This window comes from Neobacillus solisequens (genome assembly GCF_051233465.1).
Classification (GTDB): domain Bacteria; phylum Bacillota; class Bacilli; order Bacillales; family Cytobacillaceae; genus Neobacillus.
The window spans coordinates 71651-86641 of record NZ_JBKFGJ010000004.1 but is presented as its reverse complement, the minus strand read 5'-3'; the positions used below and the strand labels follow the sequence as shown (position 1 = coordinate 86641).

At 37.8% G+C, this 14991-nt stretch carries 17 protein-coding genes; 5 read left to right on the top strand and 12 right to left on the bottom strand.

What is annotated here, in order from left to right:
- Nucleotides 1-3: 3 nt before the first annotated feature.
- Complete coding sequence (gene rnjA / locus ACI3K6_RS06185; protein WP_335477319.1) at nt 4-1671, top strand: ribonuclease J1; 1668 nt, start codon at nt 4-6, stop codon at nt 1669-1671.
- A gap of 33 nt (nt 1672-1704) precedes the next feature.
- Here rnjA and ACI3K6_RS06180 read toward each other — a convergent pair whose 3' ends face one another.
- From ACI3K6_RS06180 to ACI3K6_RS06130, 11 genes are all read right to left on the bottom strand, one after another.
- Complete coding sequence (locus tag ACI3K6_RS06180; RefSeq protein ID WP_335477320.1) at nt 1705-2364, bottom strand: potassium channel family protein; 660 nt, start codon at nt 2362-2364, stop codon at nt 1705-1707.
- 90 nt (nt 2365-2454) lie between these two features.
- A complete protein-coding gene (locus ACI3K6_RS06175; RefSeq protein ID WP_435554142.1) occupies nt 2455-3345 on the bottom strand; it encodes a DUF4349 domain-containing protein in 891 nt (296 codons plus the stop codon).
- A gap of 135 nt (nt 3346-3480) precedes the next feature.
- A complete protein-coding gene (locus ACI3K6_RS06170; protein WP_435554141.1) occupies nt 3481-3930 on the bottom strand; it encodes a TlpA disulfide reductase family protein in 450 nt (149 codons plus the stop codon).
- A 21-nt stretch (nt 3931-3951) separates the two neighbouring features.
- Complete coding sequence (locus tag ACI3K6_RS06165) at nt 3952-5082, bottom strand: N-acetyldiaminopimelate deacetylase (protein WP_435554254.1); 1131 nt, start codon at nt 5080-5082, stop codon at nt 3952-3954.
- A 49-nt stretch (nt 5083-5131) separates the two neighbouring features.
- Nucleotides 5132-5842 carry a 2,3,4,5-tetrahydropyridine-2,6-dicarboxylate N-acetyltransferase gene (gene dapD / locus ACI3K6_RS06160; protein WP_435554253.1) on the bottom strand — a complete coding sequence of 237 codons (711 nt, stop codon included), beginning with the start codon at nt 5840-5842 and terminating at the stop codon, nt 5132-5134.
- A gap of 69 nt (nt 5843-5911) precedes the next feature.
- Nucleotides 5912-6793 carry a LysR family transcriptional regulator gene (locus ACI3K6_RS06155; RefSeq protein ID WP_335481489.1) on the bottom strand — a complete coding sequence of 294 codons (882 nt, stop codon included), beginning with the start codon at nt 6791-6793 and terminating at the stop codon, nt 5912-5914.
- A 31-nt stretch (nt 6794-6824) separates the two neighbouring features.
- The gene (locus ACI3K6_RS06150; protein WP_435554140.1) at nt 6825-8333 is read right to left on the bottom strand and encodes an MDR family MFS transporter; all 1509 of its coding nucleotides are present in this window, start codon (nt 8331-8333) and stop codon (nt 6825-6827) included.
- Between the two features lie 63 nt (nt 8334-8396).
- Nucleotides 8397-8843, bottom strand: a complete 447-nt coding sequence (gene cbpB, locus ACI3K6_RS06145) for a cyclic-di-AMP-binding protein CbpB (RefSeq protein WP_335481485.1) — start codon at nt 8841-8843, stop codon at nt 8397-8399.
- 103 nt (nt 8844-8946) lie between these two features.
- On the bottom strand, nt 8947-9183 hold the full coding sequence (locus ACI3K6_RS06140; protein WP_335481483.1) for a YkuJ family protein: 237 nt from the start codon (nt 9181-9183) through the stop codon (nt 8947-8949).
- Nucleotides 9184-9409: 226 nt separating this feature from the next.
- Nucleotides 9410-9646: a hypothetical protein gene (locus tag ACI3K6_RS06135; RefSeq protein WP_335481481.1), complete on the bottom strand. Its 237-nt coding sequence runs from the start codon at nt 9644-9646 to the stop codon at nt 9410-9412.
- Between the two features lie 75 nt (nt 9647-9721).
- Nucleotides 9722-10933 carry an EAL domain-containing protein gene (locus ACI3K6_RS06130; RefSeq protein WP_335481479.1) on the bottom strand — a complete coding sequence of 404 codons (1212 nt, stop codon included), beginning with the start codon at nt 10931-10933 and terminating at the stop codon, nt 9722-9724.
- A gap of 142 nt (nt 10934-11075) precedes the next feature.
- On the opposite strand from ACI3K6_RS06130, the gene ACI3K6_RS06125 reads away from it, so the two are divergent.
- The 4 genes from ACI3K6_RS06125 to ACI3K6_RS06110 all read left to right on the top strand — a co-directional run bounded on the left by ACI3K6_RS06125 (nt 11076) and on the right by ACI3K6_RS06110 (nt 14719).
- A complete protein-coding gene (locus ACI3K6_RS06125; RefSeq protein ID WP_435554139.1) occupies nt 11076-11909 on the top strand; it encodes a C39 family peptidase in 834 nt (277 codons plus the stop codon).
- A 156-nt stretch (nt 11910-12065) separates the two neighbouring features.
- Nucleotides 12066-12935, top strand: coding sequence for a metallophosphoesterase (locus ACI3K6_RS06120; protein WP_435554138.1), 870 nt, complete (start codon nt 12066-12068; stop codon nt 12933-12935).
- Nucleotides 12936-13052: 117 nt separating this feature from the next.
- Entirely contained in the window at nt 13053-13532 is a 480-nt protein-coding gene (locus tag ACI3K6_RS06115) for a YkyB family protein (protein ID WP_435554137.1), read from the top strand.
- Nucleotides 13533-13561: 29 nt separating this feature from the next.
- The gene (locus tag ACI3K6_RS06110) at nt 13562-14719 is read left to right on the top strand and encodes an aminotransferase A (protein WP_435554136.1); all 1158 of its coding nucleotides are present in this window, start codon (nt 13562-13564) and stop codon (nt 14717-14719) included.
- 25 nt (nt 14720-14744) lie between these two features.
- Here ACI3K6_RS06110 and ACI3K6_RS06105 read toward each other — a convergent pair whose 3' ends face one another.
- Complete coding sequence (locus ACI3K6_RS06105; RefSeq protein WP_335481469.1) at nt 14745-14924, bottom strand: hypothetical protein; 180 nt, start codon at nt 14922-14924, stop codon at nt 14745-14747.
- Between the last annotated feature and the right edge of the window lie 67 nt (nt 14925-14991).

Here is a 14991-nt window from a genome sequence, read left to right as displayed (position 1 = left end):
TTTATGAAATTTGTAAAAAATGACCAAGCCGCCGTTTTTGCCCTTGGAGGTTTAGGGGAAATTGGCAAAAACACATACGGAGTTCAATTCCAGGACGAAATTATCTTAATTGACGCTGGGATTAAATTTCCGGAAGACGAGCTTTTGGGTATTGACTATGTAATTCCCGATTATAGCTATTTAGTAAAAAACATTGAAAAAATAAAGGGATTATTTGTTACCCATGGCCACGAAGATCATATTGGCGGAATTCCCTATCTATTAAGAGAAGTGAATATTCCAATCTATGGCGGTAAGCTTGCACTGGGATTAATAAAAAATAAACTAGAAGAGCACGGACTTTTAAGAAACACAAAATTAATCGAAATTAAAGAAGACGACATTATTAAATTTAGAAAAACCTCTGTCTCGTTCTTCCGTACCACTCATAGTATCCCGGATTCCTATGGAATCGTTGTGAAGACCCCTCCTGGTCAAATCGTCCATACCGGTGACTTTAAGTTTGACTTTACACCTGTTGGTGAACCTGCCAATTTAACAAAAATGGCAGAAATCGGAAAAGAAGGCGTTCTGTGTTTACTATCAGACAGTACTAATAGTGAGATTCCAGAATTCACGATGTCAGAACGTCGCGTCGGTGAAAGCATACAGGACATTTTTCGAAAAGTGGATGGTCGGATTATTTTTGCGACATTTGCATCAAATATCCATCGCCTCCAGCAAGTAACGGAGGCAGCCATAACGAATGGACGTAAAGTTGCAGTATTTGGCCGCAGTATGGAAGCTGCAATTAATATAGGTCTTGATTTAGGATATATAAGAGCGCCGAAAGACACCTTTGTCGATGCTAGTCAAATCAACCGACTTCCAGCAGATAAGGTAACCATTTTATGTACGGGCAGCCAAGGAGAACCCATGGCAGCACTTTCAAGAATTGCCAATGGTACACACAGGCAAATTCAAATTATCCCTGGAGATACGGTTGTATTCTCGTCTTCACCGATCCCTGGTAATACAATCAGTGTCAGCAGAACCATTAATATGCTGTACAAAGCAGGGGCTGAAGTGATCCATGGTAAATTAAGCAACATTCACACCTCTGGACATGGCGGACAAGAAGAGCAAAAACTAATGCTAAGGCTCATTAAACCAAAATTCTTTATGCCAATCCATGGCGAGTACAGAATGCAGAAAATGCATTCAAAGCTTGCTGTAGATTGTGGAGTAGAGGAAGAAAATTGTTTCATCATGGAAAATGGGGAAGTCTTAGCCCTGTCAGACAGTACTGCACAAGTTGCTGGTAAAATCCCTTCAGGTAATGTATATATTGATGGCAGCGGTGTTGGCGACATTGGAAACATCGTTCTAAGGGATCGCAGAATTCTTTCTGAAGAAGGATTAGTGGTCGTAGTGGTAAGCATTAATATGAAAGAATTTAAAATTGCATCCGGTCCTGATCTTATTTCAAGAGGCTTTGTCTACATGCGCGAATCAGGGGATTTGATTAATGATGCACAAAATCTTATCACGAAGCACTTAAATAAAATTATGGAGCGAAAAACCAGTCAATGGTCTGAAATTAAGAATGAAATTACCGAAACATTGGCTCCATTCCTTTATGAAAAAACAAAGCGAAGACCTATGATTCTGCCTATTATCATGGAAGTATAAAAAAAACAGAGAAGCAAATTGCTTCTCTATTTTTTATTCCATTACCTTCTTTTCAAATCGATCGATATCACTGTCTGTCCCGATTACAATTAATACATCCTTGACCAGGATCATTTCTGAAGCTAGCGGGGATACGATAATATCCTCCCCTCTTTTGATCGCTACGATATTTAGCCCATATTTTTTACGGATATCTAAATCCATGATGGTATGTCCACCAATTTTCCCATTCGCAACGATCTCGACGATACTATGTTCTTCAGAAAGCTCCAGATAATCAACCACATTGCTAGATGCCATATTATGAGCAATTCTCCTGCCCATGTCGCGTTCCGGATGAACAACATGGTCTGCCCCAATCTTTCGTAAAACCTTCTCATGATAATCATTCTGTGCCTTGGCCGTTACCCTGCTCACACCAAGTTCCTTGAGAATTAAGGTCGTCAGAATGCTCGATTGGATATCATCTCCAATAGCCACTATAACATGGTCAAAGTTACGAATCCCTAAACTTTTTAATACCGATTCGTCTGTAGTATCTCCTACCGCTGCATGGGAGGCAATCATCGCAAACTCATTGACTCGTTCTTCATTAACATCAATTGCCAATACTTCCATTCCTTCATCTGTTAAGGTACGGCAAATACTACCCCCAAAACGACCGAGACCAATTACTGCAAAACTTTTCTTCACTAACTATTCCCCCAACCATATCATTTCCACTAATATGAATTCCATTTTAGCATTTTTTAATGTCTAAATATATAGAGTTTAATTGTATTATTATTCGTGCTGTTTTCGTTTCTTTTTTTTATAATAAAGAATCACCCATACTGCAATAAAGATCAATATCGCCAGGATAGGCAAATTGCCGAAAATAAAAACGACTATATCGGACATTCCGACTAATAACAGGTTTGTACTTTTCATAAATTGTTTTTTCGTCTTATCCCATGTGTTAAGTTGATCATCATCTAGATTTGGCACAACCACTTTGTTTTCGTATAAAGTTATGGTAATGGTCGAAAAGTCCGTTTGATTTTCAAGAAATTTCATTCTTCCTTCAATTGTTTCAATTTCCTCTTGAACGGCTGCCAGATCTGCAGAAATTTTTAATAAATCTTCAGTTTTTGTGGCATTTTTCATAAACGAAAGTAAACGTTCTTCTACTGTTCGTTTTGATTTTAAGCGCGATTCCAGATCGACAAATTCCTCGGTTACATCCTGCCCGGTAATATTCCGTGAAAGTACTTCGGCCGATTGACCTTCTGCATCATGTAAAAAGCTTTGAAAGTTTTTCTGGGGAATTCTGATTGTCATACTGCCTGTTATTTGTTCCTTCCCTTCTCTGGCTACAGTTGATTCAGCAATGTATCCGCCGTAAGATTGAGCTTTTTCTTCTAAATTGCTGATCGTCCGATCAAACCTTTTTACCCGTAGGTGTAACTGTGCTTGATAGATCACCTTTTTAGTAGGAAGGTCTATTTTTACGGAGTCTGAATCGTTTTTTGTATTGTCCAATTCTTTTGAATTTAAAGCTATTTTTCCACTGCTCTCACTTTTTGCAGAATCCATAGCGACTTTACTTTCCTCATTTTTTGTTGAACTGCAACCTGTTAAGACCAGTACAAAAATCAATATAGACATTATGATAAAATTTCTCTGTTTCCACATCCTCAATCACCCCTTGAATAAATTTCCATATTTATTTATACGGACGACTATAAGGGTATAAGGTTACAAAAAAGCAGGAAATCTTGATATTAAAAAAACCGCCCGTCAAAGTGTACGGACAGTTTTCATTATTCTTTATGCCTTTTCCATTTCATCGATAACCCGTAATACACGCTTTTCCAGCATTTTCCCACAGCTACCAACTTGATAATGACGAAGATTCCCATCTTTATCAAAGAGATAGTAAGCTGGTACGTATTGATTTTCAAAAGCAGCAGTTAATCTCCGTTCATTATCAATAAAAATAGGCTGAGTAAGATCATGCTCGTCAGCTACTTGTTTGATTTCTTCCATATTTAAATCCTGCTCTGATCTTGGCATATGAACTGCCACTACCTGTAATCGGTCTTTAAAATTGTCCCGAAACTGATTTATTTGAGGCATGTCTTTTTTACAAAGATGGCAGCTGATGGACCAAAAATGAAAAAGAGTAGGCTTTTCCCCCACTAATTGATCTCTGGTCACCTCACCATTTAGCCATTCAGTAGCACCGGTTAATTCAGGCATAGATTCACGCAATTTCACCCGTTTTTCCCTCCTAAGAACTTAAACACGTTTCCCTTTAATAGACATAAATTTGGTCATGACGGTTATAGCAACATCTATTGATTTTTCATCCGGGGTTAGTTTGGAATGGTGTAATCCAAAAGGAGAATCAACACCTAACCAAAACATAAATCCTGGAATTTCTTTTAGCATATATCCGAAATCCTCACCAGTCATAGCTTCCGTACATTCAATCAGCTCGAAGTCCGTTTCATGTCTAATAAACTCCATGAATTCCTTCGTAATAGGTTCTGAGTTATAGACTTGATAATACATACAACCATAATCAATAATTGTTTCACACTCAAACCCTGTCTCGATGCCTTTAACTAGTGCCTCAATCCGGTGTTTTACCTTAGCCATTGATTCAGGAGATAAGGTTCGTATGGTCCCCTCTAATCTCGCCTTTTCAGCAATAATATTTTGTACTGTTCCTCCGGTAATTTTTCCAATCGTTATAACGGCACTATCAAGGGGATTCACATTCCGGGAAATGACTGTCTGCAATTGATTCACTAATGTACAGGCAGCAATAACCATATCATTGGTCTGATGGGGGTAGGCAGCATGTCCACCTTTTCCTTTTAAATCAATGAATAGCTCGGATGTGTTCGCAAATAACAATCCTTCTTTTATGGCAATTGTACCCACTGGGTATTCCGGAGCAATGTGCAGCGCAAATATTAGATCGGGCATCCAGTCTTGCATTTCTGCCGATCTTAGCATTGGTTCTGCACCACCTGGGCCTTCCTCTGCCGGTTGAAAAATAAACAGTACATCATCATCAATTGGATTCTCAACCAAGTGCGTCAAAATACCCAATGCAATACTCATATGAACATCATGACCACACGCATGCATCCTTGAATCATCTTCAGAGGAGAACGGCAGTCCGGTTTCTTCGGTTATCGGAAGACCATCAATATCTGTTCTATAGCCAATGATTTGTATGGGATTTAACCCGTTTACCTTTACAAGAAGACCCGTTTTCCATTTTTTTATCGAAAGACGATCCTGTGACAATGATTGGATGTACTCTAATAAATAACTCTGTGTCTTAAATTCCTTAAAGCCCAGCTCTGGAATTTGATGAAGGTCACGGCGTATTTTAATAAATGGATTCATCTTGATTTTCTCCTTTATATTAAAGAAGCGTGGACAATGCCACGCTTCTACGATCTTATAATTGTCTAAGTTCCTGCATGATTTCAGTTTTAGACTTGGTTTTTTCATCAATGTCTTTAATTTTTCTAGCCGGTGTACCAGCCACAACTGTGTAAGGAGCTACATCTTGAGTTACAACTGCTCCAGCTGCAACAACCGAACCTTTTCCGATCGTAACCCCTTCAAGAACGACTGCATTAGCTCCAATCAAAACATCATCCTCCACAATAACCGGCTTAGCTGAAGGAGGCTCAATCACACCTGCTAAGACAGTTCCAGCCCCGATATGACAGTTGTTTCCTACAGTTGCTCTTCCACCAAGTACGACGCCCATATCGATCATTGTTTTTTCACCGATAACGGCACCAATATTGATAACTGCCCCCATCATAATGACAGCATTATCACCGATTTCTACCTGGTCACGAATGATGACACCCGGCTCAATACGAGCATTAATATTTTTTGTATCCAATAAAGGAATGGCAGAATTACGACGATCATTTTCAATCACATAATCTTCAATTTTCGCTTTATTCTCTTCTAGAATTGCATGAATCTCAGACCATTCTCCAAAAACAACGCCAGTAGAGCCATTTATGAAGGTTTTTGTATCGGCACCAAAGTCAATCCCTGATAGGTCGCCTTTTACATATACCTTAACCGGAGTTGTTTTTTTACTATTTTGGATAAAGGAAATAATTTCGTATGCATCCATTATATAAATACCCCCTATTATGTACTAAAAAATACTTTATCAGACAAAAGCAATGAAAACAAGAGAAAAAGCACTGGATTAATCAGAATCGGATATATGCTCTTTCACCACCTCAACAAAGGCTTGTACCTGTTTTAATTGGAATGCAGATTCATAACCAAGCAGCCATGTATCACGTTTAAGTGGCTCATTTTTTTCATTAACCAACGGAATCTTAAAAATCCCTTTTTCTGCCTTCGTTATGGTTATGCCAGGCAGGATCGCATAGCCAATTCCGTTAAATGCCATTTGTTTGCATGTTTCAATTTGGTCAACCACAACTGTACGTTTTGGTGATGTGTGAAAGTTCATCATCCACCAATCCTGTATCTCCTGATAATAGCTTGAATCACTTTTAAATTGGATAAACGGCCGATCTATTTCCAATACCTCCTCAGGGCGGGTAATTTCCCGATCCACCAAATAAAGCGGGTCATGAAATAAATGGACCTTTACCCCCTTCCAATCTGGAGTACCACGAATAATACCAACATGTACTTGATCCTCATATAAGGAATGCAAAATTTCACTGCTCCAACCTGTTACTAATGATATTTTCACCTGTGGATATTTATCAATAAATTTTTTCAACACTTGTGGCAGCCAGTTTTGTCCAACAATAGAAGCAACAGCTATTTTTAACGTACCTGAAACGCCTTCATGCAGGGAATAAATTGTTTCACGGACTTTTTCTTGCTTTTTAAGCACTTCATTAACAAAACCGATTACATGCTCTCCCGCAGGGGTAAGAGATAGCCCTTTTTGTGAGCGAATAAACAATTTTGCTCCCCATTCTTTCTCTATTGTTTGAAGCCGTTGAGAAAGGGCGGGCTGTGATACAAATAAACGCTCAGAAGCCTTTCTCATATTCATTTCCTGAGCCAAAACAGATAATAATTGAAATTCAGATAGCGAGGACATGTTGACACCTTCTAAATAAGCCCTGTGATCATCACACAGAGCTGTTGTTTGATTTCGGTATAAATAAGATTAGAAATAAGCTTAAAACAGAAAAAGCAAGGACTACGTCATATACATAATGCAAGGAAAGGGTCAAACCGTCCTGCAAGATATTTCGGATTGCATTTGACAGTTTTTCCCGATCAGCTACTTTTAGGAGAAGATTTGTGTCATTGACGGTCAGTGACCGATCATGCTGACTTAAATATTGAGTTAATCGATTATTTAATATTCCTCCAAGCAAAGCTGCACCAATGGTATTTCCCAAATTTCGCATAAACATATTAGCTGCGGTGGCAATTCCCCGCTGCTCCCAGCTAACCGTGCTCTGAATTGAAACAATAAAAGCAGTAGAGGTTAGTCCCATACCAACACCTATGAAAAAAGAACCAGTCGCTGCCCAGACCGGACCAACCGAAGCGGTCATTGTTACGAACGTTACACTGCCAATGATTAAGAATACGCCACCAATCAAGGAAGTTTTTCGATATCCAATTGTGTTAAGCATTTTCCCGGAGAGTGCCGAGGCAATTGGCCAACCAATTGACATAGTTGTTAAAGTAAAACCAGCAATGATAGGGGGTTGCTCCATTACTCCCTGTACAAACGTTGGTAAAAAGCTAGAAATACCAATTAACATGATACCTGTTGTTAACGAGGTTATGTTCGCAATAAAAATAGATTTCTGTCTCCAGATTGAAAACGGCATAATCGGCTCTTTTGCCCGACCCTCTTGATAAATAAACCCAATTAATGAAAGAACCACTGCTGCAAGTAAACCTATGATCTGCCAAGAGCCCCACGACCAGTGAACTCCCCCTTCGACCAGGACAAACATGATTGAAGAAATGGCAATCGTGATCAGCACTGCCCCTATATAATCTATTTCATGCAGCTTCTTTCTGATATTTTCATGTAAAAACATCCATAAGCCAATTAAAGATAATATTCCTAACGGGACATTAATCCAAAACACATATCTCCAGCTAACGTATTGAACAAGCAACCCTCCAATTGCAGGCCCTGTAACTGCAGAAATTCCCCACACACTCGATAAATAACCTTGAATCTTGGCTCTTTCCTCCGTATTGTATATGTCACCAACAATCGTAGTGGCAATTGGGGTAACCGCCCCTGCCCCAAATCCTTGAATTAACCGAAAAACAATCAGCATTTTCATGGAAGAGGCAAACCCGCAAAGAATGGATCCTATTAAAAAGAAACTGATTCCAATTGTAAGAATAGGCTTCCTTCCAAAAAGGTCTGAAAGTTTTCCGTATATCAATACTGTAACAGAGTTCATTAAAAGGTAGGCTGAAAAGACCCAACTATAAAGTTTAAATCCCCCTAAATCTGCAACAATGGCTGGCATAGCCGTCGAAACGATGGTTGCTTCAATGGCGCCCATAAACATAGCCAACATAACTGCAGCCAATACAAAAGGCCTTTTTGTTTGCTTTCTGGGTGCTCCCATTGCTCCTTGATTGCTTACTTCTACCATACATCCACCCCCTCAGAACCTTTTGTTCAAAAATACAGCCCCCATAACGGGAGCTGCTTAGATTTATTTACCATTCATTCTTCTCAACAATCCATTGATCTGGTTTAGCACAGTACTTCTTGGTAAAATACCTTCAAAAAATCCATCATCCGTTTCCACACAAAGAAAAGGTTGAGAAACTAATAATTCTAAGCACTTATTAATGGGAGTAGACAAAGTGACCCGAGGTATAGATTGTTTCATAACCTCTTCCACTCGTTTTTTTTCAAGCTGCTCAAACTCAATTCTTTCAAGCCCGAGAATGGAATCCATTATGATTGGAGTGCTTATTAACCCATGTAGCTTATAGTGAGGATCTAAGACAGGTATGGCTGTATATCCGCTTTTTGTTAATACCAATAAGGCATGCTCAAGATTATTCCCCACTTGTACATGTGCAACCCGCTCAGATGGAATCATTAGTTCTTTAATCGTTAATTTCAAAAATTCCCCGCTTGGAAGATTGATCATCTCCGAAAACTCCTCATGTATGATTTATTTCATGATTATTCTATCATAGTTCAAGTTGGTATGTATAATGTAATGATATGAAAAAAAGGAACCTAAAAGGTCCCTATTGGATTAAGTCAAAAATTTCAATGGTAATCATATCAATATTATCAAATTGATAACGTTTTGGTTTTTCTTTTTCGAAATACACTTCTAACTCATATGTCTCAGTTTTTGGATGATAAGTTACCTGACATTTTCTATCTCCATTAACCTCGAAATACCGCTGAGTGGGTTCACCATTATTAGATTGTTCTTGAAGGTTTTTTAACCTTGTTAATATTCCTTGAAGCTGTGACATTTGCTCCTACTCCTTTCAACCAAAAACAAGCTTTCTACTTTTAGGTTTCCTATTTGGCAATATTCTATCCAAAAGGAGCATTTCCACCATATGGAAACACCATTCGTTTAGATGCCAATATAAAAAGAATAAATTAACAGTATCTATTTGTCCAAACAAAATTTAAGAAAAAGCCTTTTTTTTTCATCAAAAAACAAAAAATGGCCTCCAATTACGCTCGAGACCATTAATAAAAAGTAACCGCAATAAACAGGATGATAAATAAAACCAAGGCAAAAAAGATTCCATAAGACAGGAAAATTGGATTTTTTATATAAACATTTTTCTGAATTGGCTTTGCCAATTGGGTATCCATCTCACCTTCAACTGTTTTTTGTTGTCTGCCAACAGCAAGAGTATAGATAAGCGAAATCGCAAGAATGCCTGCAATGAGAATGGCAATAGTCATTTCAAAAAGATTCATGAGTATAACTCCTCTCAACATCAAAAAGTTACCCTTAAATTGCCACGGGCATCCATATTCTATACAGGTGAATTATTACAATAACTGATCATGTTCAAAAAGATATTGATAGGAAATATCAAAAAAGAGATAATCCTCTCCATTAATCGGGAATGAAAATGTCCGGATGTTTTCTCCCGTTTCAATATCGCAGTATAAATCAGATAAAATACCCTTACGTTCATTTCGCATCTTTATAATATTCTCTAAAAAATAGGGACGCCAACTCCAATTTTTATGGAGATATTCCTCTTGTGAATACCAACCTTCTTTTCCCTTATACAAGTTTGCTGATTTTTGAAACCCATCCTCATCACATATATACATTCGAAAGGCTATTTGATCCATTTCCTTTCCAATAACTTGAAGCAAGTCTTCATAATTAGCCTTTTTGTTTTTCATAATAATTTCCTGGACTTTATTTTGAAAAAATTCAGCAGTTAGATAAACGGTTTCCAGCTTTTTTTTCTCATAGGAAATAAAATCATGATACTTTTCCTTTAATCGACATTTTAAAAAATCACGATCAATAAAATCAGCCTCTGGCGGGTGTAAATAAAAACCTTGATAATAGCGGCCACCATTCTTCCAAGCAAATTGCAGTTGATAACTCATTTCAATATTCTCAAATAACAAGGTTGCACCGATTTTTCTGGCCAGTAAAGAAAGTGAATATAATATATCATTAAAGTTCGTTCTTGTTGAGGTTGATTTTAGTGCCTCCAAATTAATTTTAAGGATATCAGGTTCCAATTTGCCAATCCGCTCAAAAATACGGCTTTCACTATCCAGTCTAGCTATCGCAATCTTCATTCCATATGTTCGGTAATATTGCAAAAGATTATCGAATTGACCCAAATTTCCACTGTACTTTTGCTCTGAGATCTCTAATACAATCCGACTTAAATTCAATCCTCTTTTTTCAAATGCCAGTAATTCCTGTAAAAATGGCTCCCCGTGTTCATACATAAGAAGTTCAGCATTTCGATTCAGAAAAAAACAAACATCTTCATCAGTCAATAATGCTTTTTCTAAAGCACTTTTAACGATAATTAAGTCTACCTCATATTTATATTCATCCGGAATTTGGTCATCCAGAAAAAAAGGACCTAGACTAATGATCTCCTCATCAGATTGATATCTTCCCAAAACCTCATAGGCTATAACACGCTGTTCATCGGCACTAAAAATCGGCTGGAAATAAGGAAAAACATTCTGTAAATCTGATAAGATTTCCAATGCATCCATTTAAGTACCTCCATTTTCAAATTTATCTCATTATACCATACCCCTCCTAACCACTGCTTATTATTTGCCAACAGGATACCAATATAGAGCGGATGAAACCGTCGCACAATAAAGAAAGCTCTTCTTAAGGAGGGTACTTCATTTGAAAAAACTTTGCTTAATTGCTTCCATTCTGCCTGTGTTTGGTTGTAATCATTTCGAAGCAAAGGAGCCTTTAGAAAATGTTACAGTAGAAAGCCCTTTCAGGGATGATAGAAAAAATGAAACTGCTTCAGAAAAGAGTTATACTCAACGTGGTTTAGATCAACCATTAAATCATCGGATTAACAAAGAGGTTCCTAATGAGCAAATAGAGAATTCCACCAAGTCACCTGTTAAGGGGCATACCTTACTTGATGTGGTTTTAATAAGTCAAAATCCTGAATTAAAGTTTGGCTGTGAAGTGACCAGTCTTGCAATGATGCTTCACTATGCTGGAGTACCGACAAACAAAATGGATCTGTACCACGCCATTGAAAAGGATCCGGATCCTCTTATAAAATCACCAACTGGTGATATTCTGCATTGGGGCAATCCAGCAAGTGGCTTTGTCGGTGATATGACGGGGAGGCGCCCAGGATATGCTGTTTTCGATAAACCGATGATTAATTTAATTAATCAAAAGCTTCCAGGCCGTGCGGTCAACTTAACCGGACAGCCATTTGAGCAGATTTTGCAGCATGTTTCAAATGGCTTCCCTGTAGTTGTTTGGACCACCGGTGATTTTCGACTTCCTGATCGTTGGGAAGCTTGGAATCACGGAAAGGAGCAAATTAAAACACCGCTGGATCTTCATGTAGTGTTACTGGTTGGTTATGATGCCGATTATGTGTATCTCAATGACCCGCTTTCAGGACGAAAACATGTTAAGGTTGATAAAAGGCGATTCATCTCATCCTGGCATGCTTTACAGTCCAGAGCAGTCAGTTATAAGTAAAAGTTCCTTTTTTGCAGCCGATTTTAGGCTGCTTTTTTAGGTATCAATCCTTTTTTTTTGAATAAACACTAATAAAGTTCCTTTTTCTCTTGCAAACATGAGATAAATTAACGACAATTACAATTGGGCTAAATAAAATTAGGAATGATTATAAAAATGACTAAACCATTAACGAGGAGAAAATTTATAAAACGAATAGCCGGTACCATGTTTACCCTTCTGGGGATTAGTTCCGTAGGGTATGTGTATGCTCATCGAATCGAGCCTTCAATGCTTGAGATCAACCACTTGGAGATGTCCCATTCTCTCATTCCTTTTGGGTTCAATGGCAAAAAAATCGTTCAATTTAGTGATACCCATTTAGGTTTTCAATATAATTTGCATCAATTGAACGAATTAGTGAGTACTATAAATGATTTTGCACCAGATATTATTCTATTTACTGGAGATTTAATGGACGAGCCAAACAAATTCATGCAGATTAATCAGCTGAGGTCCATTTTACAAAAATTACATGCTCCCCTTGGAAAGTACTGTATTTATGGAAATCACGATCATGGCGGCTATGGTTCAGAAATCTATCGTGACATTATGGAGTCTGCTGGATTTACTGTTCTGTTAAATCAATCAGTTCCAATTCACTTTGATAGTAGCAGTAAAATTTATTTGACTGGAATTGATGATCGAATGCTTGGTAGGCCTGATTTGCCTTTAGCATTAAAAAATGTGCCTTCTAATACATTTTCTATTCTTTTATCCCATGCTCCCGATGTAGCTGATGACGCTTCACAATATCCGGTTCAATGGCAGTTGAGCGGACACAGTCATGGTGGACAAGTGAAAATTCCCTTTTTGGGTGCCCTTGTGATTCCGCCATTTGCAAGAATTTATCAGGAAGGTCTGTATAAGATCGGCAATAATAAACCATTGATGCTTTATGTCAATAGGGGGTTAGGGACAACACGTCTTCCATTTCGCTTTATGGCAAAACCGGAATTAACCGTCTTCACCCTTAGGAGTTTTTAAAATCCTTATCTTCCGAAAATGATAAGGATTTTTCAATTCCTGCGACTTTGTTTCTATTTTCAAGAAAAAAAGGTATAATAAAAATTAATTCTTATAAATTTGAAAGGAGTTTCTATTTTGAATCCCGACCAGAAATATCCCCATAAAAACCTGAATTTAACCATCGATAACCTCTCACAAGCCGTCTTTATTGTGAATCGGCATGCCAAAACGGCACCAAACCCCAAGTTTTTATACAAATTAAAACAAGAAGCATTAAAAAAATTAATTGAAGAAGGTAAAGCTCGAAAAATAGGTCTCCATTTTTCAGAAAATCCACGGAACAGTCAACAGCAATCTGATGTATTAGTTGAATGCGGCAACTACTTATTCCATATCCCGCCCGCTAAATCGGATTTTCATGATCTTCCTCATCTTGGGAAATTGGATGAGCATGTAAGGAATCCAAAAGCGGTTCTATCTTTAAATACAGCTAAAACCTTATTACAAAGATATACAGGTTTTACCGAATTGGAAAAACAATCGGCACCTAATCAGAAAAATCAACAGCGATACCAAAAGCCAGTTTTCAAAAAATTAGGAGAACGCTATAGTTAATTTACCAGCATAGAGAGGAAGGACAAGAGTTGGAGCATTTCATTAATCAACGAATAAAAGAGATTGAAATATCAGGAATTCGTAAATTTTTTAATATGGTGGCCGACCTCGATGGCCTCATTTCATTTACAATTGGTCAACCGGATTTCCCTACACCTGAACATGTAAAACTAGCAGGAATTAACGCTATTAATGAGGATTTTACTTCTTATACCCATAATGCAGGCACCATGGAATTAAGACAAGCTGCATGTGATTTCGTTGCAAAAAAATATAATTTGCATTATAAAGCCGAATCAGAAGTAATTGTTACGGTAGGAGCAAGTGAAGCCATCGATATAGCCTTTAGAACCATTTTGTCGGAAGGGGTGGAGGTGATCCTGCCAGGGCCTATCTATCCTGGATATGAACCGATTATCCGTATGATGGGAGCTGTTCCGATCCATGTTGATATACGCCAAACTAAGTTCCGTTTTACATTGGAAGCAATGAAACCCTATATTACCGAAAAGACCCGATGTATCGTACTTCCCTATCCATCAAACCCTACAGGGGTTAGCCTTACCGGTGAAGAGTTAAAAGAAATTGCCGATTATTTACAAGAAAGAGATATATTTGTTCTTGCAGATGAGATTTATAGTGAGCTCACCTATGATCGCCCACATCAATCCATTGCCACATTTTTAAAAAGTAAGACCATCGTTATTAACGGTCTTTCAAAGTCTCATTCTATGACAGGATGGAGAATCGGCTTTTTGTTTGCTCCAGAAGGCATTTCGAAACATATGTTAAAGGTTCACCAATATAATGTTTCTTGCGCGACTTCTATTGCTCAAAAAGCAGCCTTGGAAGCCTTGACGATTGGAATTGATGATGCCCTCTCCATGAAAAAAGAGTATCAATCGCGAAGAGATTATGTGGATGATCGCTTACGTTCAATGGGACTTGAAGCAGTCAAACCGGATGGCGCTTTTTATTTCTTTGTTAAAATTCCACATACTATTTCATTAAATAGCTTTGATTTTGCCCTAAAGCTGGTTCATGAAACCAAAGTGGCTGTTGTTCCTGGCAGCGCATTTTCTGAATATGGAGAAGGGTATTTCCGCCTTTCCTTTGCCTGTTCCATGGAAACTCTTGAACTTGGACTTAATCGAATTGAACAGTTTATAAAAAATATAGACAGTTAAAACGAACCCTCACAATGTGAGGGTTCTATTGTCCTTCGTACTTCCCATTATTTTTTGCTGCTTTAACCTTTTTGGCCTTGTCTTTGTGGATTTTATTGGTTGCAGCCGAACCCATTTCATGGGCAAATTCTTCATTTAATACCGCAGAATCAAAACCTTTTTTATTTTTTTGTTTTGCATCATTTTTTTTAGTCCTTTTTGCCATAAAAAACTCCTCCTATCTAAGTAACAATCATAGTTTCCTTTTGATAGGAGAAATTTATTCTAGAGGG